16 protein-coding genes and 1 pseudogene are annotated in these 26047 nt (G+C 72.5%); 5 read left to right on the top strand and 12 right to left on the bottom strand.

Going from position 1 to position 26047, the window contains the following annotated elements; all coding sequences use genetic code 11:
• Positions 1-260: 260 nt before the first annotated feature.
• The 4 genes from MXD95_RS28635 to MXD95_RS20030 form a co-directional block, all read right to left on the bottom strand.
• Positions 261-1463: an LmeA family phospholipid-binding protein gene (locus MXD95_RS28635; protein WP_250642206.1), complete on the bottom strand. Its 1203-nt coding sequence runs from the start codon at positions 1461-1463 to the stop codon at positions 261-263.
• A 662-nt stretch (positions 1464-2125) separates the two neighbouring features.
• A complete protein-coding gene (locus MXD95_RS20040; RefSeq protein ID WP_250642205.1) occupies positions 2126-3004 on the bottom strand; it encodes an SDR family NAD(P)-dependent oxidoreductase in 879 nt (292 codons plus the stop codon).
• 115 nt (positions 3005-3119) lie between these two features.
• Positions 3120-3278, bottom strand: a complete 159-nt coding sequence (locus tag MXD95_RS20035) for a hypothetical protein (protein ID WP_250642204.1) — start codon at positions 3276-3278, stop codon at positions 3120-3122.
• A gap of 85 nt (positions 3279-3363) precedes the next feature.
• Positions 3364-5004: an FAD-binding oxidoreductase gene (locus tag MXD95_RS20030; RefSeq protein ID WP_250642210.1), complete on the bottom strand. Its 1641-nt coding sequence runs from the start codon at positions 5002-5004 to the stop codon at positions 3364-3366.
• 711 nt (positions 5005-5715) lie between these two features.
• Here MXD95_RS20030 and MXD95_RS20025 point away from each other — a divergent pair.
• The gene (locus MXD95_RS20025; protein ID WP_250642203.1) at positions 5716-6624 is read left to right on the top strand and encodes a TetR/AcrR family transcriptional regulator; all 909 of its coding nucleotides are present in this window, start codon (positions 5716-5718) and stop codon (positions 6622-6624) included.
• Between the two features lie 11 nt (positions 6625-6635).
• Complete coding sequence (locus MXD95_RS20020; RefSeq protein WP_374122085.1) at positions 6636-8423, top strand: glycerol-3-phosphate dehydrogenase/oxidase; 1788 nt, start codon at positions 6636-6638, stop codon at positions 8421-8423.
• 5 nt (positions 8424-8428) lie between these two features.
• Here MXD95_RS20020 and MXD95_RS20015 read toward each other — a convergent pair whose 3' ends face one another.
• From MXD95_RS20015 to MXD95_RS20005, 3 genes are all read right to left on the bottom strand, one after another.
• Positions 8429-11071 (bottom strand): sensor histidine kinase, encoded by a 2643-nt coding sequence (locus tag MXD95_RS20015; protein ID WP_250642202.1) that lies wholly within the window; start codon positions 11069-11071, stop codon positions 8429-8431.
• A 181-nt stretch (positions 11072-11252) separates the two neighbouring features.
• Entirely contained in the window at positions 11253-12524 is a 1272-nt protein-coding gene (locus tag MXD95_RS20010) for an acyl-CoA dehydrogenase family protein (protein WP_250642201.1), read from the bottom strand.
• Positions 12525-12617: 93 nt separating this feature from the next.
• The gene (locus MXD95_RS20005) at positions 12618-13796 is read right to left on the bottom strand and encodes an acyl-CoA dehydrogenase family protein (protein WP_250642200.1); all 1179 of its coding nucleotides are present in this window, start codon (positions 13794-13796) and stop codon (positions 12618-12620) included.
• Between the two features lie 395 nt (positions 13797-14191).
• Between MXD95_RS20005 and MXD95_RS20000 the strand changes: the two genes are divergently transcribed.
• Both MXD95_RS20000 and MXD95_RS19995 read left to right on the top strand, forming a co-directional pair.
• A complete protein-coding gene (locus tag MXD95_RS20000) occupies positions 14192-15982 on the top strand; it encodes a glycerol-3-phosphate dehydrogenase/oxidase (protein ID WP_250642199.1) in 1791 nt (596 codons plus the stop codon).
• Between the two features lie 127 nt (positions 15983-16109).
• Positions 16110-16253: a GPGG-motif small membrane protein gene (locus tag MXD95_RS19995; protein WP_250642198.1), complete on the top strand. Its 144-nt coding sequence runs from the start codon at positions 16110-16112 to the stop codon at positions 16251-16253.
• Positions 16254-17347: 1094 nt separating this feature from the next.
• Here MXD95_RS19995 and MXD95_RS19990 read toward each other — a convergent pair.
• Positions 17348-18811 carry a dihydrolipoyl dehydrogenase family protein gene (locus MXD95_RS19990; RefSeq protein WP_250642197.1) on the bottom strand — a complete coding sequence of 488 codons (1464 nt, stop codon included), beginning with the start codon at positions 18809-18811 and terminating at the stop codon, positions 17348-17350.
• A 602-nt stretch (positions 18812-19413) separates the two neighbouring features.
• Here MXD95_RS19990 and gnd point away from each other — a divergent pair.
• Positions 19414-20430: a phosphogluconate dehydrogenase (NAD(+)-dependent, decarboxylating) gene (gnd, locus tag MXD95_RS19985; RefSeq protein ID WP_250642196.1), complete on the top strand. Its 1017-nt coding sequence runs from the start codon at positions 19414-19416 to the stop codon at positions 20428-20430.
• Between the two features lie 670 nt (positions 20431-21100).
• On the opposite strand, the gene MXD95_RS19980 is transcribed toward gnd, so the two are convergent.
• The 4 genes and pseudogenes from MXD95_RS19980 to MXD95_RS19965 all read right to left on the bottom strand — a co-directional run bounded on the left by MXD95_RS19980 (position 21101) and on the right by MXD95_RS19965 (position 25783).
• The gene (locus tag MXD95_RS19980) at positions 21101-23512 is read right to left on the bottom strand and encodes an ATP-binding cassette domain-containing protein (protein ID WP_250642195.1); all 2412 of its coding nucleotides are present in this window, start codon (positions 23510-23512) and stop codon (positions 21101-21103) included.
• Positions 23513-23651: 139 nt separating this feature from the next.
• A complete protein-coding gene (locus MXD95_RS19975; protein ID WP_250642194.1) occupies positions 23652-24065 on the bottom strand; it encodes a VOC family protein in 414 nt (137 codons plus the stop codon).
• 223 nt (positions 24066-24288) lie between these two features.
• Positions 24289-24699, bottom strand: a pseudogene (locus tag MXD95_RS19970) (helix-turn-helix transcriptional regulator); the annotation flags it as partial.
• 121 nt (positions 24700-24820) lie between these two features.
• Entirely contained in the window at positions 24821-25783 is a 963-nt protein-coding gene (locus MXD95_RS19965) for a hypothetical protein (RefSeq protein ID WP_250642193.1), read from the bottom strand.
• Positions 25784-26047: the final 264 nt, after the last annotated feature.

Here is a 26047-nt window from a genome sequence, read left to right as displayed (position 1 = left end):
CCCCCCCCCCCCCCCCCCCCCCCCCCCCCCCCCCCCCCCCCCCCCCCCCCCCCCCCCCCCCCCCCCCCCCCCCGGACCAGGCCCTCCGTCCGCGGACGGCCACGCCCCGCCCGCGGCGGCACTCGCGGACGCAGGACGCGGTGGCCTCCGTCGCAGCCCAGGCCACCTCAGCGAGCATCATCACGGAAAGTAATGTGACATACATCATGCCCGTCCGGTGCGGATGGCTCCGTCGACCGGGCCGGACCTCACGTCAGACGTCAGGACGCCGGGAGCACGACATCCTTGGCCGTCGCCGTGAGCGACAGGCCGGTCGCGCTCGTCGAGGCGTCGACGATGTTCAGGTGGAAGGGCAGCCCGGAGATCGGGATCGGGATCGATCCCAGCGCGGACTGCAGCCCGGGCACCGGGATGCTGAAGTTCAGGCCGCTGCCCTGGATCGACAGCTCCGACGGGATCAGCGTGAGCCGGTTGTTCGCAACCCCGAAGGTGACGACGCCGCCGACCTGCTGGGACCCGAATCCCAGGATGTCCACGGTGCTGGTGACCTTGACCTTCTTGCCGCCGTCGACCGGAGTCACCTGCATCGCGGGCTTCTGCGTGGCCAGATAGGCGTTCAGATCGGTGTAGGTGATGCCGACCGTGGCCCGCACGTTGTCGACCGGTACCGTGCCGACGTTGTCGGTCAGAGCGTCCCCAAGCGGCACATGCACGCCCTTGAGGTGCGCCTTCACCGAGGAGATCTTCGGGCCCGGGGTCGGAATGCCGTCGAGCCCCACCCCGATGTCGGTGAACTTGCCGAACAGCACCTGGGTGAGGAACGGGAACCCGCCGATGCTCACACTGGTGACCTTCGGCACCGGGTCGCCCGGCTTGATGTTCTCGGCGACGGCCGCCTTGATCTGCGAGCGCATCTGCCCCTTGGCGATGACCACACCGACCCGGTCGCCCACGACGAACAGAACGATCAGTGCCACGAGAACGATGGGCACGATGCGCCGCCGACGCCGATGCGGCCGCGGCCCGGCCGGCGGCACACCCTGCCCTGCCGCGGCGCCCGGTCCCGCCGGACCGCCCGGTCCCGCCGGACCGGCCGCGGCGTACTCGCCTGGACGGCTCGGTGGGTAGTCGCCAGCATGGCCCGGGGGGTACTCGCCGGCACGGGACGCGGCAAGAGCGTCACCGCGGGAGGCCGCGTCAGTGGTCGGCCTGGTGAGCGGCGCCGCGGGAATGCCCGCGGTCCACGGCCGGTCCGAGTTTGGCCAGTCGGAGTTCGGCCGATCGGAGTTCGACCAGTCGGTGCCCGGACGATCAGGATCAGGGATGAGAGTCCTCCCGCCGTCCCGACTGATGACCAGCGTGCCGTCGGCGGAGTCGCCGGGCTCGGACCAGTCCGGCCGTGGCCCGCCGCCACGGCGGGGCACCTGCGCCGTGCGGTCGGTCGGCGCGGTCCCACCCGCCACGGGCCCCGCCTGCGGCGACCCGGCGATGGGCGGCCCAGCGGGACCCCCTGCCAGCGGGCTCGCGGCGCGCCCGGCAACAGGTCCCACGGGCGAGGCCGCGGCAGGTGGTGGCATCCGGGGGTCGGCGCCTGCGACCGGGCGCCCCGGCTGGAAGGACTCCGCGGGCGGCGGGGGGCCGCTCGGCCGGAAGGACTCCGCGGGCGGCGGTGGCCCGATCGGGGCCCCCCGGCGCGTCGAGGCGCCGCCGCCGGCTCCAGGCCGCCCGGCGGCGTCTGGGCCGGCAGCGCGCGGATCTCCGAGCCGGGTGGCTTCCTCGTCGGCCGATGCCGCGCGGGTGCCATCCCCCGCGGGCGCACCGCCGTCGCGCCTGTCGCCGTCGCGTGCGTCGTTCACCGAACCATCTCCTGCCGTACCCCGTCGGCGCCCGCCGTCACTGCCTGTCCACCGTCACTGCCTGTCCACCGTCATTGTCCGCTGGACGCCGTTTGCCGGGCGATCATCTTGACCGCTGGCAGACGCCGTTTGCTGTCGGAACGTCGTACTGCCGGATCGTCGCATGTTTCGCACATCTCGCGGCCGTTCGGGTGCGATCATTCGTAGCCGGACATGTCGGATCGACGACCCGGGGCACCGGTGCCGTTCGGCCGGCCCCGAACGACAGCTCACACCTCCAGCGGGAGCTGTGCCACCGAGGCGCCCCTTCTGACGGGTGCGAGGCGAAAGATGTCGCCGCGCGGCGCCGCGTAGGCCTGCCAGTAGTGCTCGGCCACGTCCTGCGGACGTAGCGGCCCGCCGGGCGCGACCCGGCCGTCGAGCAGGACCGTACGCAGCCGCACTCCCCGCACCGCCAGCACCGGGCGCAGCGCCTCGGCGAGCGCCGTGAGCCCCGACTTGCCGACCGCGAGCGCGAACCGGCCAGCCACCGGTGCGGTCCGAGGGCTCGTGGAGGTGAGCAGAATGGTCGCGCCGGGTCGGTCCTCGAGCGATCCGATGCCGGCCTGGATCGTCGCGAGCGCCCCGGTGACGTTGACCGCGAAGGTCTCGTTGAGCGTGGCCGGTGGCACCGTGAGTGCGGCACCCCGGATGCTGATCTTGGCGTTGTACACGAGGGCCGTCAACCCGCCGATACCCGCGACGACACGTTCGATCGCGGCGGCCAGCCCTGCGGAGTCGGTCACATCCGCCACCGCCCCAGCAAGGGTGAGACCGTGCCCGGATACCTCACCCCCGGCTGCGCTGTCCCCGGCCGCACCGTTTGTGGCGGTGCCGTCAGTGGTGCCGTCTGTGGCGGTGCCGGCCGCGGCCGGGCTCTCCGCGGCCAGCTCGTCCCGGATGCGGGCCAGGGTGTCAGCGGACCGGGTCACCACGCCCAGGGCGAACCCCTCCCGGCCGAAGCGGCGCAACAGCTCGACCCCGAAGCTCGCCCCGGGGCCGACGACGAGGAGACCACGGCTGGCCAGCCCGTCGCCGTCGGTGAGATCACCGCCCCCGCCGACGCCGGTCCCGACGTCCGCTCCGAGGTGCGCTCCAGCGCTGCTCATGCCTCTTATCCTGGCCGAGTCCACCGTCGGACATGTCGGGGATGGTCGGATCGGCGCGTCGGGCCCGACCACTGGGCCCAGCACACCGGGCCCGACCACATGGCCGATCCGCCGGTCAGCGCGGGCCGTGCCGCTTCTCCCGCTCCGCCTCGGCCTCGGCGGCGACCCGTAGCGGACCGCTGCGCACATAGGCCCAGGCGAGTGGCGGCAGGACGATGAAGGCCGGGATGGCGAGGAGGACCAGTACGACCAGCACGGCACCGAAGGTCTGCATGCACGAGGATGTACCCGGGCACGTCCGCCCACACGTCCGAGCGCACCGTGAGCTGGCGGCGCCCAGCCGGCTGGGCCGGCACGGGTCAGCCGATCAGGACGCCGGGGTTGAGGATGCCGACGGGGTCGAGGGTGCGTTTCACCGCACGCAGCACGTCCAGGCCGAGGCTGCCGATCTCGTCACCGAGCCAGGGTCGATGCTCGGTGCCGACGGCGTGATGGTGGGTGATCGTGCCCCCCGCGGCGACGATCGCCTCGCCGGCCGCCGCCTTCGCCGCCTGCCAGCTCCTGATCGGATCGTCACCCTGGCCACAGACGACCGTGAAGTACAGGGACGCGCCCGTCGCGTACAGATGGGACACGTGGCACATCACCACCGGTGCGAGGCCCGCCTCGCCGAGCGTGTCGACCAGCGCCGCGCGCACCCCGCCATACAGGGCCGGCAACGTCGACCAGAATCCGGCCGTCTCCAGCGTCTCGGCGAACACACCGAGGTCGAGCAGGGCGTCCCGCAGGTAGGGAGCGCGGAAGCGACCGGCCTCCCAGGCTGCGCCGACGTCCGGTCCCAGCGGACGTGACCCGCCGGCCCGCAGCACCACCGCCACCTGCCTCGCATGCTCCGCCACCGCCGCGCCAGAGCCCTCGAACCCGGTGATCAACCGGCACCCACCGGCGACGCCGCCCTCCGTGCCGGCGACGGTGTCGGTCGGCAGCTCGCCGGCGGTCTCCGTCTCGTCGGAGAGCCGGCAGATGGTGGGACGCAGATCGCGCGCCGACAGGTCGCGCACCAGCTGCAAACCAGTGCCGAAATCGGGCACGGACCAGCCCTCATAGATCCGTCGGGCCGGTAGGGGACGCACCCGCACCGTCACCCGAGTGATCACTCCGAAGGTGCCCTCGGAACCGAGCACCAGCTCGCGCAGATCGGGGCCGGCCGCCGAGGCGGGCGCCCGGCCAAGGTCCCAGCCGCCGGCGGGCGTGGCCACCCTCAGCGCCACCACCAGGTCGTCGAACCGGCCATAACCGCCCGATGCCTGTCCGCTGGAGCGGGTCGCGGCGAACCCGCCGACCGTGGCGTACTCCCACGACTGCGGAATATGGCCGAGAGTGAGGCCGTGCGGGGCGAGCAGCTCCTCGACCTGCGGTCCGCGCAGCCCGGCGTCGAGCTCCGCGGTGCCGGATTCGCGGTCGATCCGGCCCAGCCGGTCCAGCCGGCGCAGGTCCAACGCGATCACGGGACGCCCGTCCAGGCCGGAGGGAACCAGGCCGCCAACCACGGACGTCCCGCCGCCGAACGGCACGACGACAACCCGTTCCCGGGTGGCGACCCGCAGCACGGCCAACACCTCGTCGTGGTCGACGGGCAGCACAACCGCGTCGGGGGCGGCGCTCGCATCCCCGGAACGCAGCAACAGCAGGTCGGTGGTGGACCGCCCCCGGCAATGGCGGATGCGCTCCTCGGCACCGGTACGCACGTGCGCCTCGCCGACGACGGCCTCCAGCGCGCGCCGGGCCGCCGCCGGCAGCCGCATCGGGGGCAGGCGCACCTCGCCGGGCCCAACCGGCCGCGTCGCTCGCACCGGAATACCGAGCTGGCCCAGCAGCGCGGAAAAGCTCGCAGGCAGAGGCTGGTGGGCCAACGCCGACCCCCAGCCCCACCAAACCGGCTCGGCGGAGGTGGAGGCGGCCCCGCGGCCCACCTCGGGGCGGATCTCGGCGCTGGTCATCGTTACCTCGGTTCGGCTGGTCACCCGACTCGATAGGCTGCGACTGTGACAGTGTGACAGTGTGACAGATGATGTCACACTGTCACAGGACTGCACCTCACGATGCCACACCCCCCGCCCGGACACACCCCCGGCACGACGGCCCCAGCACACGACCCAGCCCGCACATGGCACAGCCCGCACACGGCACACGGCAACGACACGGGGCACGAGGCATGAGGCACGAGGCGCAGCCCTCTGGCACGTCCACGCGCCCTGACCCGACACAACCGTCTGCCCCGACACCCCTGCCCCGACAGTCCGGCACGCGACTCACCCCGAGGCCAGGCCTGGCCAGGGCGCAGGACGGTCAGGACTGTCGCTCGGCCAGGACGCCCGAAAGAAGGACTGCGGTGACCATCAGCATCAATTCCCCGCCGGCCGCCGACCAGAACACCGCACCTGTGGTGACCGGCCGGCCGAGCCGGCCGCCGTCTGAGCTGGCCGAGCTGGGCGAGTCCGATGACCGGCTGCCAATCACGGTCGGTGATCGGCAGCCGGTCGCTGCGAGGGGACAAGATCCTAACAGGTCGCCGTGGGGGTGTTCGTGTCCGATTTGCCCCCCACAACGACCTACCTAGGTGGATCTTGCCGGTCGGGTGGTCGCCGAGGGTATTGATCACGGGATGCCGGTTCTCCAGGTAATCGAATGGTGATGGAAGGCGAGCGGGAGTGTTGCGACAGAGTGCTGGCCGGCAGAGTCTCGGCGGAGGGAACACCGACGAGTCGAGTGTCGGCGGACAGAACGTCGCCGCGCGGTACGTGGCAGCGCCGGACATGGCAGCGCCGGACATGGCAGCGCCGGACGTTGCCGCCGTCCCCGACTCGGCGGTGCCGGACACGACGTCGCGGGACGCGGCAGTCCCGGACGTTTCAGGGCCGGACGTTTCAGGGCCGGACTCGACGTCTCGGGACGCGGCAGTGCTCGAGGCGGCGAAGGCGTCGCTGCTGGCGGTCGGCGTGCGGCGAACCACGCTGTCCGAGATCGCCCGGCGTGCTGGGGCGAGCCGGATGACGCTCTACCGCCGCTGGCCCGACCTGAGCAGCCTGGTCGGCGACGTGATGACCCGCGAGTGGGGCTCGATCGTCACCACGGCGGCCAGATCGGCCGAGCGCGACCCACACGGCGGCGACCTCGACCACATCGTCGACACCATCGTCGCGACCGTCGACGCGTTCCGGGCAAACCCGGTCTATCGGCGGATCCTCGAGACCGATCCGGAGCTGCTGCTCCCCTACCTGACCGAGCGGCGCGGCACCACCCAGCAGATGATCGTCGAGCTGTTGGCCGGGCAGTTGGGCGCCGCCGCCCGGGCCGGCACCGTGCGCGCCGCCGAGCCTGAGGCCTTGGCCGTGATGGTGCTGCTGGTCGTGCAGTCCTATGTGCTGTCCGCGGACGCGCTGGGCGGCCGGGTGCCGACCGCGACCCGCGACAGTGAGCTACGCCGCCTGCTCCAGGCCTACCTCGCCCCGCCCACCGGCCCTCCCGCCCCGCGCGATGGCCACAGGGGAGGCGGCTACGGCGACGGCGGCCGAAACAGCGGTGGCGGTGGCGGCACGTCATCGCGGAGCATGTCGTGACGAACGGCGACATCCCGGGCAGCGCCGGCAGCACAGGTACTGTCGGCGGGCGGGACGGGACGTCTCTGTACGGCCGCCGGCGTGACCGTGAGCTCGCGGAACTGGCCGACGGTCGGCAGGTCGACCTGCTCGTCATCGGCGGTGGGGTGACGGGCGTGGGCGTCGCACTGGACGCGGCCGCGCGCGGGCTGAGCGTCGCGCTCGCGGAGGCGCAGGATCTCGCTTTCGGCACCAGCCGGTGGAGCTCGAAACTCGTCCACGGCGGCCTGCGTTATCTCAGCCACGGTGATGTTCCGGTGGCGTGGGAAAGCGCCGTGGAACGCGACATCCTGATGCGGCACACCGCGCCGCATCTCGTCCGGGCGCTGCCGATCGTCACCCCGCTGACCCGGGACGTCTCGGGCCCGGCGGCGGCCATGGTGCGCACCGGCCTCGGCGTCGGCGATGTGCTGCGCCGCGCGGCGGGCACCCCGCGTGACGTGCTTCCCGGGCCCCGCCGGCTGACCGCGGTGGAGACGCTCGGGCTTGCCCCGGCGCTGCGTCGCGCCGGGCTGCGTGGCGGGCTGGTGTACTGGGACGGCCAGCTGGTCGATGATGCCCGGCTCGTCGTCGCCCTCGCCCGGACGGCGGCCGGTCGTGGCGCGCGGGTCCTCACCCGGCTACGCGTGCTGCGGGTCGAACCCGCCACGACCAGGTTCGCCACAATCGGGTTCGCGGCGAGCGGATCCGCGACGACTGCCAGGCCCACCAGGACAGCCCGGTCCGCAATGACAGCCGGGCCGGCGACGACCGCCCGGTCCGCAATGACAGCCGGGCCGGCGACGACCGCCCGGTCCGCAACGACAGCCGGGTTCGTGGTGACGGCGCTGGATGTACGCAGCGGCGCGGAGGTCACGCTGCGGGCGCGTGCCGTCGTCAACGCCACGGGCGTGTGGGCGCCGACGCTGGCCCCGCAGATCCGGCTGCGGCCCAGCCGCGGCACCCATCTGGTGGTGCGGGCAGACGCGCTCGCCGGCGGGCGGGCCGCGCTGTCCGTGCCGATCCCGGACGAGTTCGGCCGGTTCGCGCTGGTACTCCCGCAGGATGATGGCCGGGTCTACGTGGGGTTGACCGACGTGCCGGTCGACACGGTCACGGATGTTCCCGAGCCCGACGACCAGGAGGTCAGCGAGCTGCTCGGCGTCGTATCGAGGGTGCTGGCGGCCCCGTTGGACCGGGCCGACCTGCTCGGGGTGTTCGCCGGCCTACGCCCCTTGCTCGACGGCCACCCGGCCGCCCGGCATCCGTCCAGGTGGCACCCGTCCGCCGGGCCCGCGGGCGGACGGACGGCGGATCTGTCGCGGCGGCATCTCGTGCACACCGGCGCCGACGGGATGGTCACGGTGGTCGGTGGGAAGCTCACCACCTACCGTCGGATGGCCGCCGACGCGGTCGATGCGGCGATCGCGGCCGCCGGGCTCGCCGCCGGGCCGTGCCGGACGACGCGGCTCGCGCTGGTCGGCGCGGCACCCCGGGACCAGCTCGCCGAGATCGCCGCCCCCCGTCGGCTCGTGGAACGCTTCGGGACGGAGGCGCCGCGCGTGCTCGCGCTCGCCGCGGGTGCGCCCGAGCTGCTCGAACCGGTGGCGGAAGGGACGCCGGTCACGGGGGCGGAGTGGCTGTTCGCGGTACGTCATGAAGGGGCGCTCGAGCCAGCGGACCTCCTGGACCGCCGATCTCGGATCGGGCTGGTTCCGGCCGAACGCCGCGCGGCGCTCGGCGCCGCCGTCCGTCTGTTCGACCACGCCGCGTCTCGCTGACCCCGTCAGGCCGTCCGTGGCTCCCCGGCAGACCTGTCTTCGGCCCGCACCACGCCCCGCAGCCCGCCCATGGAGGACGGGATGGCCGGCGCGTCAGCGTCCTGGGCGGGGTCGGGCACCGGGGCCTGCGCGGCGGACCAGTGCAGCTCGACGCAGACGACGCCGTCGGCCATCGACCCGCTGGAGCGCACCAGTCCGGCACCCGCGGCACCGAACGCGCCTGCCCGGCCGAAGTCACCCAGCGTCGCCGGGCGCCCGGCGCCGCGGCCAGGTGCCGTCACGGCCCGCGCCGGATACGTCAGGTAGACGTCCGCCCGGTTCGCGTGGAGATAACCGGTGAGCAGCACCGTCCCCCGCCCGACGGAGGCGAGCACCGCCGAGACCCGGGCGAGGAACTCGCCGCTGACCGCCGGCGGGATCACGCTGAACAGCCCGTCCGTCTGCACCGTGACGGCGACCCCGCGGGCTTCGGCCTGCTCGATCGGCCCGGCGAGATCCCGCAGTTCGTCGGTTCCCTCGCCGATCAGCTCCCGGCGCAGCGCCCGCGCCCGCGCGGTGCAGCGGGCGCGGACCTCGGGCGCCGTGGGGTCCAGGCGGCCCGCGGCGATGTCCCGCAGCAGTGGCAGGAACCGGGCGTCGAGCTGGGCCAGGCGCAGCTCGCGGTCACGCCGCAGCGTGCGGTCCAGCATCCGGCGGTCGGCGACGCCCGCCGCCAGCTCCTCGGCCCGGGCCCGCTCCTGGGCGCTGGCCCGCAGCACCGGGCCGAACATGGTGACCAGGACCTGCAGCATGACCAGCGCGTAGACCGCACCGCCGAGACGGGCCAGCGCCAGCTGGTCGTCCCGGCCGCCGAGGGACAGCACGATCACGGTCATCGCCACGGCCGCGACGGACGCGGCGGCGTACCGCTCGCAGCGGCGCCGGGTCAGCATCGCGAAGGCCACCCACAACGGGTTCACCATGGTCGTCGCCCAGCACACGACCACCTCGCCACCCGGTTCGCGGGTGTTGAGCGCACCGGCGACCGCCGAGGCCACGGCGAACAACACCGCGCCGAAGGCCTGCGCGGGCCGCAGAGACCGGCGGGCGGAGATCCGGGCGGTGACAACGATCGCGACGAACGTCACCAACCAGATCCCCAGCGACGCCGGAAAGGAGCGGGCCTGGTCGCGGTGCAGGATCACCGGGACGAACGCGGCGAGCCAGCCCACCACCACCGCGACCGCGAAGCCGCGCCGGGCCGTGACACCCAGCTCCTCCTCGATCCGGTCCACTGCCGCCGCCGCCGCCGGCGCGTCGGCGCGGGTGGGTGCCGGTGCCTCCCAGGACAGCACGATCTCGGTGCCCCAGCCGGGGCGCGAGACGATGCTCGCCTCACCGCCGACGGCCCGCATCCGGGCGGACACGGAGTTACGCAGGCCAAGCCGGGCACCGTCCGCCGCGACGTCGTCAGGACGGAAGCCCCGGCCACGGTCGATGACGCTGACCCGCAGCCGGCCGGGGCCGATGTTCGTCACGACCCGGGCGTCGTCGGTGCCCGCGTGTCGGCGGACGTTTCGCAGTGCCTCCCCCGTGGCGGCCGCGATGGCCGCCGCCACCTCGTCGGGCACGCTCGCCTGTGCCGCATCAGCCGCCTGCGCCGCTTCCTTCGCCGCCGTCGCGACCACCGCGACGGCGGCTACGCCCCTGGCAGGTGCAACCCCCTCCAGGACGACGTGCAGGCCGGTGGCACGCGCCTGGTGGACCGTTCGGATGATGCGGTCGGCCACGCCGGGACCGCTCGGGTCGCCGGACCCGTCCGTACGGTCGGGGCCGCGCCGTCCGCGCAGGTGATCCTCCACCTCGCGGACGCTGCGGGCGCACTGGTCGCGCAGCGGTTCGGCGGGCAGGTCCTCGCTCATGCCGATGCCGGTCAGGGTGTTGAGAATCGTGTCGTGCAGCAGCCGTTCGTTCTCCAGGGCGTCCCGCTCGCGTCCCTCGGCGAGCAGCACACGCCGGCGCCGGGCCGAGGCCTGCTGGTGGCGCGTGTCGGCGCCGCCGGCCACCCGCCACAGCCGGGAGGTCGCGTAGCGCAGCAGCACGGAGATGACCAGAAGGATCATCGTCGCCGCGAAGATCTGCGGCCGCTGGTGCACGCCGGTGGCCAGGTGGACGCCGCACAGCAGGACGACAGCGGCCACGAAGGCCCGCCGAGGCAGGGTGAAGGCCGAGGTCACCGCCGCGGTGAGCGCACCGATGAAGACCAGCGACGACGGGTCGCCGCGCACCGGATCCGGCACGATCCAGGCCGCGAGAGCCGCGGCGCCGACCGCCACGGCAACGTCCATGCCCGCGAGCACCGGGCTGATCCGGACAACGTCGTCGACATCAGGGCGAGCCTCACCGGCCTCACCGACACCGTCAGTGGGAGCATCGTCGACGTCCTCGGGCCAACGGCAGGTTCCGGCCCGGCGGGCGGCGACCAGGCTGCGGTGCAGCAGGAACAGGCACAGCACGCCCCAGGCGAACATCACGGCCGCGCCGACGGCGGCCGCGGGGTTCCAGCGGTACCAGCCTGACCAGACGGCGATGGACGACGCCAGAAACGCCAGGTGCACAATCCGTAGCTGGATGGCGCACCGAACCATCACCATTGACAGTGCCTGCACGGAGCGTCCGTTCATGTCGCATAAGTGTGGACGATCTGGCTACCCGCCCGGATGCCCGGGGCGCGCGGTGGCCACCGCGGCGGCCGTTCAGGCCGAACGAGGATGCGAGAACACCCGAAACATCCATTGATCTAGGTGTGTGACTGCCGTCCGGGCGACGCCCTGCGTGCTCACAGGAGAGTTACGGCATGGGACTCACCGTCACCCGCGCGATGTCCGCGAGATGGTCCTGGCTGTCGCCGTAGGCCGCGGCGAGCCGTTTGGCGCGCTTGAAGTAGAAGTGCGCGTCATGCTCCCAGGTATAACCGATGCCGCCGTGGTACTGGATCATCGTGGCGGTGACCTCCCGGGCCACGTCGCTGGACTTGCTCTTGGCCACGGCGACGGCGAGCACGGGATCCGGTCGCTCGACGTCAGGATCCTCGGCCCCGCCAGGGCCCCCCACCTCGCTGCCCCCGGCTTCGCCGCCCGAGGGTTCACTGCCAGCGGTCCTGGTGGCCGCGGTCTCGGTGTCCGCGGTCTTGGTGTCCGCGGTCTTGGTGTCCGCGGTCTCGGTGTCGAGGGCATGGGCGGCGAACAACACCGCGTGCTCGGCCATCGTCACCGCGACGTGCAGGTCGGCGAGGTGATGCGCGAGCGCCTGGAAGGAGCCGACCGGCCGGCCGAACTGGACGCGGGAGGAGTCATAGGAGATCGTGCGCCGCAGGGACTCGCGGGCGATTCCGACGAGATCGGCGGCGGCGAGCACCGCGCCGCGGCGCAGCAGGTCCGCGTAGGCGCCCGCGTCCGAACCGGGCAGCCGCCGGGCCGCCGCACCGTCGAAGGTCACGGCGGCGAGCCGGGTCGTCGCGTCGAACCCGGGCTGTGGCTCGATGCGCACGCCTGCCGTCGAGGGTTCCACCAGGTACAACCCCACCGCGTCGCCGGAGCCGTCGAAGGCGGACTCGAGGGCGGCGACGACGAGCAGCGCGGCGACGCCGGCGTACTCGACGCCGCTGGCGACACCGTGCAGCCGGCCGTCGGCGTCGGCCCGCACGCGGACGCCCGAGCGTCCGTAACCACCGCCCGGCCCGCGCAGGGCGACGGTGGCGACGAGTTCGCCCGCACCCAGCGCGGCGAGCACCTCGGCGGCCTGGTCCCGCGTGCCGCCGCGACGCACCGCCTCGCCGGCGAGCACGGTCGGTGCCCACGGGCCGGGTACCACGCCGACGCCGAACGCTCGCGCGATGACCTGCGCGTCGACCAGACCGAGGCCGAGGCCGTCGTACTCGGTGGGCACGCACACCGCAAGCCAGCCCTGATCCCCGATCGTCGACCAGAGCTCACGGGGATGGCCGTCGCCGCCCGCGTCCTCGAACACCGCCCGCACGGCCGCCAGGTCGAAACGGTCGGCCAGGACGTCCCGCACGGTCTCGGCAAGAGCGCGCTGTTCGTCGGTCAGGTCGAAGAACACGGGGCGGGCTCCTCGGGACGGGCCTCGGGCGAGGCGAGCGGAGCGGAGCGGGATGCACGGCGGGGAACCGCAGTGGCGGGCAAGGAGCCGCGGCTAGGACCCGCGGGGCAGGCCCAGCACGCGTTCGGCGACGATCGAGCGCTGGATCTGCGACGAGCCTCCCCAGATGGTCACCGAACGGGTCCAGAAACTTTCCCGCCGCAAGGCGGTGAGGTCCAGCCCCTCGACTGGCCGGTTCAGGCCGACGTCCGCGCCCAGCACCTCATCGAACGTCTCGAACAGGCCCTGGTAGGCCTGCGACCACTGCAGCTTGGTCACCGAGGACGCGAAACCGAGGTCACGGCCCTGCTCCACCTCGGTCAGTACATGCAGGGCGTGGTAGCGCAGACACTCGAGGTCCACCAGGCGGCGGGCGAGCGACTGGCGGACCACCGGGTCGCGGTCCCGGCCCAGGGCACGGGCCACCCCGACGATCTCGTCGTAGGCGCGACGGAAGTCGGTGTACTGGCCCATCGCCGACGCCCCGCGTTCAAAGGACAGCAGCAGCATCGCCGTGGCCCAGCCATTGCCAAGCCCGCCAACACAGTCCCCGGCGGGCACCCGGACATCGGTGAAGAAGACCTCGCCGAACTCGCTGATCCCGCTCATCTGGCGGATCGGGCGCACCTCGACCCCAGGCGAACGCAGATCGATGAGCAGCAGCGACAGGCCCCGGTGCCGACTGGAGCCGGGCTCGGTGCGCACCAGGGCGAACATCCGATCCGCCCGGCGGGCCGACGTCGTCCACACCTTCTGGCCATTGACGACGAACAGGTCGCCCTCGCGCACCCCATGGGTGCGCACGGAACCGAGATCGGAACCGGATTCCGGCTCGGAGAATCCCTGGCACCAGATCACGTCGTTGCGCAGCATCGGGCCGAGGATCTCGGCCTTCTGCGCGGGCGTGCCGACGGCCATCACGGTCGGGGCGAGGAAGGTCAGACCCAGCGGGTTCACCGAGCGGGGGGCACGGGCCCGCATCAGCTCGGCGTCTCCGACCGCGGCCATCGCGCGGGTGCCGCCACGCCCGCCGTACTCGGCCGGCCAGTCGATCCCCCCGAAACCGGCCAGCGTCTTGCTCCGCTCCCAGTCCCGGCGCAGGTCAAAGGAGGCGTCCTCGTCCAGGGTGGCCCAGAATGCCGGCGTCGCCCAGGCCTCGGGAAGGTTCCCGGCCAGCCAGGATCGCAGCGCGCGGCGGAAATCTGCCACTTCGGGTGGATAGGTCAGGTCCACGTGTCCAACCCCATCTGTCGGCTTCGTCGCTTCCCCCGGTTAGCGCGCAGACAGTGAGACCGTAGTACTCAGGAGCCCTCGGGTGTGTCGGCCAGCGGTCTCGGCGGTCTCGGCGGCCCGCCAGTCCGTGCTCGCGCCGGGACCGTTCCCTGCGTCTCACCGTGCCCCTGGATGTGTCCACACGCGGTCCGTCCGTGTGTCCACGGCGGTCCCTGTGTTCGCGGCGGCCCTCGGTGTGTCCAAGAACTGCCCCCGGTGTGTCCATAGGCGCAACCGTGTACACAGGCGCACGTCACCTCCAGCCGGCACCATGGAACCGGCTGCCGGGAGCGCCGACCTGACCGCGAGATGTACCTGTGCCGTCACCACGCTCCGCACGAAGGAGGATCACCGCCATGACGCCGACCAGGCCCGCAGCGCCGAGAGGGGTCCTCGACCCCTCGGTGCGCACCGCGGCACTGCGCCGGATGCGCACCGAGGTGATGGACATCGCCGTGATCGGCGGGGGCGTGACCGGGTCGGGGGTGGCACTCGACGCCGCCACCCGTGGCCTGTCCGTCGCCCTCGTCGAGGCCCGGGACCTCGCCGCCGGAACGTCCAGCCGGTCCAGCAAGCTCATCCACGGCGGCCTGCGCTACCTCGAGCAGCTCAACGCCCCCCTGGTCCGCGAGGCCCTGCGGGAACGCTCGCTGATGCTCGACACGCTCGCGCCGCATCTCGTCCACGCCATCCCGTTCCTGCTGCCGCTGACCCGCCACGGCTGGGAACGGGCCTACCTCGGCAGCGGGGTACTGCTCTACGACACCCTCGGCCAGGGTCTGGCCCGCATCGGCCCGGGCGGGGACGGCACCGTCCCGCACCACCGGCACCTGACCCGCAAGGCGGCGCTGCGGGTGTTTCCCTCACTGCGCCCGGACGCGCTCGTCGGCGCCATCCAGTACTGGGACGGCCAGGTCGACGACGCCCGGCACACCATGTTCGTCGCCCGCACCGCCGCTCGCTACGGGGCGGCCATCGCGACCAGCGCCCGCGTCACCGGCCTGCTGCGGGAGGGCGAGCGGGTCGCCGGTGTCCAGGTCGAGGACCTGGAGTCCGGCGAGCAGATCAGCCTGCGGGCCCGCGAGACGATCAACGCCACCGGGGTGTGGACGGACGAGATCCAGGCGATGGTCGGCGGGCGGGGGCGGCTGTCGGTGCGGGCGTCCAAGGGCGTGCACATCGTCGTCCCGCGCGACCGCGTCCATGGCGAGACCGGGCTGATCCTGCGCACCGAGCGCAGCGTGCTGTTCGTCATCCCCTGGGGCGGAAACTGGATCATCGGGACGACCGACACCGACTGGGAGCTCGACCTCGCCCATCCGGCCGCGTCCAGCGCCGACATCGACTACCTGCTCGCCACCGTCAACCGGGTGCTGCGCACACCGCTGACCACCGAGGACATCACCGGCGTGTACGCGGGGCTGCGGCCGCTGCTGGCCGCCGGAGAATCCGAGGACACCACCGCGCTGTCCCGCGAGCACGCCGTCGTCTCCCCGGCGCCGGGCCTGACCATGGTGGCCGGCGGGAAGTACACGACCTACCGGGTGATGGCGACCGACGCGGTCGACGCCGCCGTGCGCGGGCTGAACCGGGCGGTGCCCGAGTCCTGCACGGAGAAGATCCCGCTGCTGGGCGCGGATGGCTTCCCCGCCCTCTGGAACTCCCGGGAGGCGCTCGCCCGGCGCTCCGGGCTGCACATCGGCTGGATCGAACATCTGCTGCACCGCTACGGCACGCTCACCGAGGAGGTCCTGGAGCTCGCCGCCAGCAGCCCGGAGCTCGCCCGCCCGCTGACCGGCGCGCCGACCTACCTCGCCGCGGAGGCCGTCTACGCCGTCACCCACGAGGGAGCGCTGCACCTGGAGGACGTCCTGATCCGCCGTACCCGGATCTCGATCGAGACCCGCGACCGCGGGATCGACGCGGCCCCCGGCATCGCCGACCTCGTCGCCCCCCTGCTGGGTTGGAACCCGGCCGACCGGGACCGCGAGGTGGAGCACTACCTGGCCCGCGTCGAGGCCGAACGTGCCTCCCAGCGAGAGGCCGACGACACCGCCGCGGACGCCACCCGGCTCGGCGTGCCCGACGTGCGCCGCCTCGCCCCCACCACCGCGCACCGCACCCCCGCCGCCGCCCCCGCCGGCTGAGCCTGATGTCCGCCGCTCCCACCGGCTGAACCCGGTGCCCGCCGCTCCCACCGGGCGGCGGCGGGCACCGGAGGGCACCCATGTGGACCGGGGGTTTTACGGGGCCGGAAGGCGGAACGATGTTGGCATGGCATTCATACTCTGGCTGATCGCGGTGATTCTCGTCGTTACCGGTATCGTCACGATCCTGCGCGGCGGTCTGCTCTACGGCATTGGGCTCATCGTGGTGGGGCTGCTCATCGGCCCCGGCGGCGTCTCCGTGTTCACCTGATCGGTGGGCCTGCACGCATCGGCCGGCCGGGCCCTTCCAGGCCGGTCCGGTCGCAGGCCGTCCCGCGCACGACCGCCGCTCAGTCCGGCGCTCTGCCCGACTCCCCCGGAGACGGTGTCATCATGAGCCGTCTACGGGAGGCGTACATCGCTCCCTGTCCAGGCAGGCTACATCTCCTGAGCTGAACGGCACCGCAATCGGGCGTGATCTCCGCCGCCAAACCTGAAAGCCGCTCCATGAAAGAACTGTCGCGACTCCGTCCGACACTACCACTATCTCGGTGCAGGTCTTGAAGCCGTCAATCTCGATACGCGTCGACATAGTCTACGCAAACGTTCCCGGAGCACCGAAAGAAGGTGGACTCTGCCCGGGCGTCGACAGCAGGATGGTCTCGATTGCGTGGTCTACCCCTGCCCTGTTGGGTCACATCCTCACGTGAATCCTCACGTGGGCGGTGCCTCACGACCCCTCCCGCCTCCTGGTGCGCTGACCGCGAACGTTCCCGGGTGGTAGGAAAACGGCGGGCGGGGTGCTGGGGATCGTGGGGTTTCGGGTGCGGCGTCGGGATCGGTAGCTGATGCAGACGCCGGGAGGGTGGTCAGCACACGGGTGCATGGTCCACGATCCGCAACGGTCGCCGCACTTACCCAGAGCGACCGGCCTTGATGTCTGGTTTGTCGGATGTCCGCGCGACAGAAGGACCACGTGGTCCGAGTTACCGGTTTCGTGTCCGATTTGCCCTACCAGAACGACCCATCAGCGACCCGCGATGTGATCAAGGGGGTCGAGGGCGAGCACCGGCGGTAACGATGGTTGTTTCACCACCGCCAACGTTCGTGGTCGGCGCACCAGCCAAGGATATCGGTCGATCTCAGACCGTGACCACCGCCGATCGCCGATCGCCGATCGCGGCCTCGCGGCGTCGCGGCCTCGCACCGCCGCTCCCGCACGGTCCGCATCGGGCACATATCGATCAGGATCCGGTCGTGTTCCATGAAGATCCGGGTCAGGCACCTGACGACTCAGGACGCCTGAGAATCCCGCCGTCGGCCCGGCGATGAAGGCGGATACTCTCCTGGGTCCGGCGGTCGGTGTCAGAGGCCGTATTCCTCCAGAAGGCGCAGCCAGACCTCGCTGACCGTCGGGAAGGACGGCACAGCGTGCCACAGTCGTTCCACTGGGACCTCACCGATGATGGCGACGGTCGCCGCGTGCACGAGTTCCTGGGTGTCGGCGCCGGTGAAGGTCGCCCCGACCAGCACGCGGCGGGTCTCGTCCACCACGATCTTCGAGGTTCCGACCGCCTCAACGCCGCGCACCGATGCGCCCGCCACCCCGCCGGTGTCGACGCTGACCGCCCGCACCGACAGGCCCGCTTCACGGGCGGCCCGCTCGGTCAACCCGACCGCGCTGACCTGGGGATCGGTGAAGGTGACGCGCGGGATCGCCCGATCGTCCGCCAGGTCGCGCGCCGGGGTACCCGCCGGGTCGCAGCGGCCGGTGATGACATCGGCGGCGATCCGGGCCTGGTACTTGCCCATATGGGTCAGCAGCGCCCGGCCGCAGACGTCGCCGACGGCATACAGCCAACCCGCCGGTACCGCCCGGGCCCGCAGGTACTCGTCGACCTCGACGAATCCGCCCGGTCGCAGCCCGACCGCCTCAAGCCCGAGATCACTCGTCGCCGGTGTCCGTCCCGCCGCCACCAGGATCTCGTCGGCCACCAGCACGGCCGCCTGCGCCGAATCCGCTGCGGGGCCGGTGAGGCGGACGGTCACCTCACCGCGCCGGCCGCCGGGCTGTGCCGGCGCCCGCTCCACGGCCACCACCCGGGTGCCGACCCGCACCGCGATGTCCTCGGCCTCGAACGCCGTCCGCACCTGGTCGCCGGCGAACTCCTCCTCGCGGGCGAGCAGCCGGGGCGCACCCTCGACTACGGTCACCGTCTCACCGCCGAGCCGCCGGAACGCCTGCGCGAGCTCGGCGCCGACCGCACCCCCGCCGAGCACGACCAGCCGTCGCGGCACCTCCCGGGCACCCGTCGCCGACCGGTTGTCCCAGGGCTCGGCGTCCACGAGACCCGGCACCGGCGGCATCGTCGCCCGCGTCCCGGTGGCCAGCACCACCGCCCGCGAGGCCAGCAGCGGCCGCTGCCCACCGTCCGCCAGGGTCACCCGCACCTCGCGCGGCTGGCCGGTCAGGCGTCCGACGCCCCGCACCAGTTCGACCCCCCGATCGGTCAGCCACGGTACCTGACCACCATCGGCGTATCCGGCGACCATCTCGTCCCGCCGGGCGAACACGGCCGGCACGTCGAGCCGCCCGGTGATCGCGGCGGCGGCTCCCGGCACCCGGCGGGCGGCGGCGAGCACCTCCCCCGGCCGCAGCAGGGTCTTGCTCGGGATGCAGCCCCAGTAGCTGCATTCCCCACCGACGAGCTCCCGTTCGACGACGGCCACCGCGAGCCCCGCCTGCGCACACCGACCCGCGACGTTCTCCCCGGCCGGCCCCGCCCCGATCACGATGACGTCGAACCGCTCGCCCCGCGTGCCATTCATCCGCGCCTCCCTGACCGTCCGTCAGCCGACCGCCACCCTGGCGACGTCCGGCCGTTACCTCATCCCGGCACCATGACGTCCGGCACAAGGGCGTCCCGGACCGATGACCGGGATCACTCGGCCCGTACCGTACGCGGACCTGGGGTGGCCCTCGCCTGCACGGCCGCGCCACGCCGTCCGGGGCAGGTCGTTCGCGGCAGATCGTTCGCGGCAGGTCATCCGCGGCAGGGCGGTGACGAGAAGCACTCCGCCCGATCGGACGCCACGCCGACCTCGGCGGGGAGACGCGCGTAGTCAAGGGAACAATGGCAAGGCAAGGCGAAGCATGACCGGTCCAGGCGCGCCACGTCCGCCGTCGCCCAAGGCCAAGGGCGCCGTGTCGACGTGTGCCATGTCGACGTGTACGTGGCGATGTGTGCCATGTCGACGTGTACGTGGCGATGTGTGCCATGTCGACGTGTACGTGGCGATGTGTGCCGTGTGTTGATGTGTACGTGTCGACCGACCCGGCGTCGATGCGCACGGCGTCGACCTGGCATAGGTGGACGGCCTGGCGCGCCGCGTGACCGGATCACCGAGAACGAGACGAGCGGGGAGACGAGATGCAGCTCGGGATGGTCGGACTCGGCCGGATGGGCGCCAACCTGGTGCGCCGACTGATCCGCGGCGGCCACGAGTGCGTGGTCTATGACGTCAACGCGGACGCCGTCAAGGCCTTGGAGGCCGAGGGTGCCACCGGGGCGCTCACGCTCGCCGAGTTCGCGGCGGCCCTGCGTCCACCGCGCGCCGCGTGGATCATGGTGCCGGCCGGACTGACCGGGGAGACCGTGACCAAGGTGGCCGAGCTGTTCGAGCCCGGTGACGTCATCATCGACGGCGGCAACTCGTACTACCGTGACGACATCCACCGGGCGAAGGAGCTCTCCGGTCGCGGCCTGCACTACGTGGATGTCGGTACCTCCGGGGGCGTGTTCGGTCTGGAGCGCGGCTTCTGCCTCATGATCGGTGGGGAGAACGAGGTCATCGAGCGGCTGGAGCCACTGTTCGAGACGATCGCGCCGGGCCTCGGCGAGGTCCCGCGCACGCCCGGCCGATCCGGCGAGCCGACGCAGGCGGAAAAGGGCTATCTGCACTGCGGTCCGAACGGCGCCGGCCACTTCGTCAAGATGGTCCACAACGGCATCGAGTACGGCATGATGGCCGCGTTCGCCGAGGGCCTCGCCATCCTGGACAAGGCCAACATCGGCCGCGAGCTCGCCGAGCACAACGCCGAGACGGCGCCGCTGGCGAACCCGGAGTACTACCAGTACGACCTCGACACCGCCGCGATCTCCGAGGTCTGGCGACGCGGCAGCGTCGTCGCGTCCTGGCTGCTTGACCTCACTGCCGCCGCCCTGGTCGAGGACCCGCAGCTCGCCGAGTTCTCGGGGCGGGTCTCCGATTCCGGTGAGGGCCGTTGGACGGTGCTCGCCGCCGTCGACGAGGGCGTCCCCGCCCATGTGCTGACCGCGTCCCTGTACGAGCGGTTCAGCTCCCGCGGCGAGGGCCTGTTCGCCGACAAACTCCTGTCCGCGATGCGCAAGCAGTTCGGCGGCCACGCCGAGCAGCACAAGAGCTGACCCCGGCACGGCACGCGGCCCGGCACGGCACGGCACGCGGCCCGGCACGCGGCCCGGCCGGGCGTGGCACGCGGGACGGTCTGACGCGGCACGCGGCGAAGCCCGGCTCGGCACGCGGCGAAGCCCGGCTCGGCACGCGGCGAAGCCCGACACGGCACGCGGGGCGGTCTGACGGCACACCTCGGTCACACCCGCGGCGTCAGGCCTGCCCCGCGACCACTCCCCCATTGTGGTCACGCACCGCAATCGACGCTTTGCCGCGTTTGTCGACGGCCGCACGTTCAGAGGGACCCATGTGGTTCTAGTTAACGGTTTCGTGCCCGATTTGCCCCACCAAAAGGACCCATCGGCCGCTTGCCTGCCCCGATCTACCCGATCCGACCATGGCGGAGAGCACATGATGACACCTCCCGTGCTCGATGCGCCACGTGAAGCCACGACATGTGTCCAGGTGGGCCCTGCCTCGTCCGCCTCGCGTCGATCCCCTCATCCGCCGCACGGGCACGCGGTTGAGCCGCGCCTCCGGGCCGGGTCCACGGGCGTCCATGGACAACGATCAGATCGCGCCCAGATGATTCGCGCAGTCCCCAGGCGCGGCTCGGCGGCACCGACGGGCCGGCAGCACCGACGGGCCGGCAGCACCGACGGGCCGGCGGCGCATAGGCGATCGTCAAACTCCGCCGACAGCCGCGCCGATGTAGTCGGCGAGGTGCTGGGCGGTGCGGGTGGAGCGGGCGGCGACCAGGTCGGCGGGGGTGCCCTCGAAGACGATGCGTCCACCGTCGTGGCCGGCGCCGGGGCCGAGGTCGATGATCCAGTCGGCGTGGGCCATGACGGCCTGGTGATGCTCGACGACGATCACCGACTTGCCGGCGTCGACGAGCCGGTCGAGCAGGGCGAGCAGCTGCTCGACGTCGGCCAGGTGCAGGCCGGTGGTCGGCTCGTCGAGGACGTAGATCCCGCCGCGGTCGCCCAGGTGGGTGGCCAGGCGCAGCCGCTGACGCTCGCCGCCGGACAGCGTGGTCAGCGGCTGGCCGATCCGCAGATAGCCGAGCCCGACGTCGACGAGCCGGCCGAGGATGACGCGGGCGGCGGGCGTGCGGGCGCCTTCAGGGCCGGCCGGGCCGAAGAACTGCGCGGCCTCGGTGACCGACATCGCGAGCACCTCGCTGATGTCCAGCCCGCCCAGACGGTACTCGAGCACGGACGCGTCGAACCGCCGGCCCTCGCAGTCCTCACAGGTGGACGCGACGCCGGCCATCATCGCGAGATCGGTGTAGATGACGCCGGCGCCGTTGCAGGTCGGGCAGGCGCCGTCGGAGTTGGCGCTGAACAGCGCGGGCTTCACCCCGTTCGCCTTCGCGAAGACCTTGCGGATCGGGTCGAGCAGGCCGGTGTAGGTGGCGGGGTTGCTGCGCCGCGACCCACGGATCGCGCCCTGGTCCACCGATACCACCCCGGCGTCTGCCGGGATCGACCCGTGCACGAGCGAGCTCTTCCCCGAGCCCGCGACCCCGGTGACGACGACCAGAACGCCGAGCGGGATGTCGACGTCCACGTCGCGCAGGTTGTGCGTGGCCGCGCCACGGATCTTCAGGTGGCCCGTCGGCGGGCGCGGCGCCGGCCGCAGGGCGGCCCGGTCGTCAAGGTGACGCCCGGTGACCGTGCCCGAGGCTCGTAGGCCCTCCAGGGAGCCCTCGAAGCAGACGGTGCCGCCGTCGGTGCCGGCACCGGGGCCGAGGTCGACGACGTGGTCGGCGATCGCGATCGCCTCCGGCTTGTGCTCGACGACGAGCACCGTGTTCCCCTTGTCCCGCAGCCGCAGCAACAGGTCGTTCATCCGGGCGATGTCGTGCGGGTGCAGCCCGGTGGTGGGCTCGTCGAAGACGTAGGTGACGTCGGTGAGGGACGAGCCGAGATGACGGACCATCTTCACCCGCTGCGCCTCGCCGCCGGAGAGGGTCCCCGACGGCCGATCGAGGCTCAGATAGCCCAGGCCGATCTCCACGAACGAGCCGAGGCCGTCCCGAAGCGCGTCGACCAGCGGCGCCACCGACGGGTCGTCGACACCGTCCAGCCAGCCGGCGAGGTCGCTGATCTGCATCGCGCAGGCGTCCGCGATCGAGATCCCACGGATCTTCGACGAGCGCGCCCCCTCGGCCAGCCGGGTGCCGTCACACTCGGGGCAGGTGGCGAAGGCGACCGCCCGGTCGACGAACGCCCGGATGTGCGGCTGCATCGCCTCGGGATCCTTGGCGAGCATCGACTTGCGGATCTTGGGGATCAGGCCCTCGTAGGTCAGGTTGATCCCGTCAACCTTGATCTTGGTGGGTTCCTTGTGGAGGAAATCCTGTAGTTCCCGCTTGGTGAACCTGCGGATCGGCTTGTCCGGGTCGAAGAAACCGCAGCCGGTGAAGATGCGCCCGTACCAGCCGTCCATGCTGTAGCCGGGGACGGTGATCGCACCCTCGGCCAGCGACTTCGTCTCGTCGTACAGCGCGGTAAGGTCAAGATCGGACACGCTGCCCCGGCCCTCGCAGCGCGGGCACATGCCGCCGGTGCGGCTGAACGTCTTGCGCACGGTCTTCGGCCCGCCGCCGCTGCCGCCGCGCTCGACCGTCATGGCGCCCGCGGCCCGCACGGACGGGACGTTGAACGAGAACGCGCCCGGCGGGCCGATGTGCGGCTGCCCGAGCCGACTGAACAGGATGCGCAGCAGCGCGTTCGCATCGGTGACAGTACCGACGGTGGACCGTGGATCAGCACCCAGCCGCTGCTGGTCGACGGTGATCACGGTGGTCAGGCCATCGAGGATGTCGACGTCCGGACGGGACAGCGTCGGCATGAACCCCTGCACGAACGCGCTGTACGTCTCATTGATCAGGCGCTGCGACTCGGCGGCGATCGTGGCGAACACCAATGAGCTCTTGCCGGATCCGGACACGCCGGTGAACACCGTCAGCCGCCGCTTGGGAATCTCGACGCTGATGTCACGCAGGTTGTTCTCCCGCGCGCCATGCACCCGGATCAGGTCATGGCGGTCAGCGGCAGGTGGCGCGGCGGCGTGCGGTGCGGCGGTCATCAGGTCCTCATCTGGTCGGCATCCGGTCAGGCACGTCGTCTGGTCGGCTCGGTCCAGCGACGACCCGTCGGGCTCTGTGGGCGCGTCGGCCGCCGGCCCCAGCGGCGCGACGCGTCACCTCGGGTCTCGTCGTCCCAGCTCAGCGCGCCTCCTGCAGGCGGACAAGGTTCCCGGCAGGGTCTCGCACCGCGCAGTCCCGAACGCCGTACGGCTGCTCGATGGGTTCCTGGACGATCTCCGCCTCGCTGGCCTGCAGGCGGTCGAAGGCGCCGTCCAGGTCGGATGTGGCCAGCAGAATCATGGCGTAGGTGCCCTTGGCCATCATCTCGGTGACGGTGCGCCGCTCATCGTCGGTGACACCCGGGTCGACAGCCGGCGGGGCCAGGACAATGGACGTCCCGGGCTGGTCGGCGGGGCCGACCGTGATCCAGCGCATCGGGCCCTGCCCGACGTCGGCGCGGACCTCGAAGCCGAGAACGTCGCGGTAGAAGGTCAGGGACGCCTCCGGATCGTCATGCGGGAGGAAGCTGCCGTGAATCGTGATGCTGCTCATGGCGGCCAGGCTAGCTGCGGCTTTGCGAGCCGCGCTTCTCGATTCCTGACCGGATCGCGGTCCGGCGGACGGGCGCGGCCAGCGGTGGGAGGGGCGATGCGGGCCCTGCCGATGGCGGGGTGGCCGGACGCGGGGTGGCCGACGCCGGGGTGGCCGACGCCGGGAACGGCGCTGCGGGCGATGTCGGGCGCGCGGTACCGGGGGGCGCGCTGCCACCCGGTACCCGGACCGGTCTGGTGACCTGTTTCGACACGCAGGACGGCAGGCCCGCCGCCGAGCGGACGGCCTCGCGCCGGTAGGCGCTCGGCGTCATCCCGACGAGCCCCGTGAACCGGCTGCTGAAGGTCCCGAGCGAGGAGCACCCGACCGAGAAGCAGACGTCGGTGACGCTCAGATCACCGCGGCGCAGCAGCGCCATCGCCCGCTCGATCCGGCGCGTCATCAGATAGGAGTAAGGCGGCTCGCCGTAGGCGAGTCGGAACTGACGGCTCAGATGGCCCGCGGACATGTGCACGCCACGGGCCAGCGCCTCCACGTCGAGCGGGCGGGCGTACTCCCGGTCGATCCGGTCGCGGACCCGGCGCAGCAGCACGAGCTCGCGCAGCCGCCGCCCATCCGTGGTGCGACCACTCATCCGCGCCTCACCGGTCGTCCACGCCTCAACGGTCGTCCGACCTCACCAGCGTGGTGCTCCTGCGCCGGCTCCCTCACCAGCATGGTGCCGCCAGCACCGGCGCACCCCCCGGAGACGCCCATCAGAGTTCGGCGCCCAAGTCGGCGACGTCCCCCATCACGAGCACCGGATGGGAGCTGGGCGACAGCCAGCGCAGGATCGAGACCAGCTCGCCCTGCGGCAGGGCGACGCAGGCCCGGGTGGCCGACTGGTGGTCGACATGCAGCCAGATGTCACCGCCGACCTGATCGCCAAGCGGACGGGCCGGGTCCGAGGGCGGGCGGCCGGCGACCCGGTTGTAGTCGATCGCGACGACGTAGTTGAACGCGTCGGCCATCGGTTCGCCCTGCGGCGCGGCGGTCTGGTAAAAGGACGGCCGGTACTCGTAGGGCATCGCGGTTCCGGGGTCAGGCAGCCGGCCGCCGGCCGCCGTCAGACCGAACACGCCGATCGGGCTGCGCAGATCGCCTTCGCGGTGGGTCTCGGTCCACCCGTTGGCACCATTACGCCCGGTCATGGGGACGCCATAGGGCACCCAGGGCGCCTTCTCGTCCGCCCGCTGCCACAGCGTGACGTTGTTGATGCTCGCGTCGTGGCCGGCACCACTGACGACGATGACCTGGCGCGCGTCCCGGGGCACCCGGCTCATCATCACCGAGCCGATTCCCGGTACCGCCGCGCCGCCACCGACGGCGAACCCGCCGACGCCACCAGATCCCGCCGCCGTTGCCGTGGCACCCGATCCGCCGGCGACGGGGCCCGCGGCCCAGTTCGGCCGAACCGAGCGCGCCGACCCGCGGGTGGCGGCAGCGGTGGCAGCGGCGACGGTGCTCCCGGCGGTCGTGGCCGGAGCCGATGACGGCGCGGACGCCACCCGGGCCGAGGTGCCGTCACGGTGAGCGGGCGAGCTGCCGAGATTCAGGGCGCCCGCGGCGCCGACCACAAGAGTCGTTCCGGCGGCCGCCGCGATGATCACGGATGGCCGGGCACGGACGGCGTCCGCGCCGGACCGCGTCGCGCGCCGTCTCCTGCGGTGATCAGCCATGGGCTCCGGTTCCCGGGCAATGTCGCGGGCTGGGCGACGTCCCTGTCTGGACGGTACTGCGCGGGGCCGGTCCTGCGCGCCAGGCGGCCCGCGGCCCGGCCGGTCATGCCGATCCCGACAATACGTTTCGCGAATCCGCAGGTGCGGGGTGGTCCCAGGCTCCGCCCCCGTCCAGGCCGGCGGCGTCCACGAGATGTGCACCCTCATCCCGGAACCACCAATGGTGCCCGCGACGGAACAGCCCTGGCGCCTGACGGCACCAAG

The sequence above is a fragment of the Frankia sp. AiPa1 genome, assembly GCF_023243075.1.
GTDB lineage: Bacteria > Actinomycetota > Actinomycetes > Frankiales > Frankiaceae > Frankia.
This window is presented reverse-complemented; position numbering and strand designations above follow the sequence as displayed.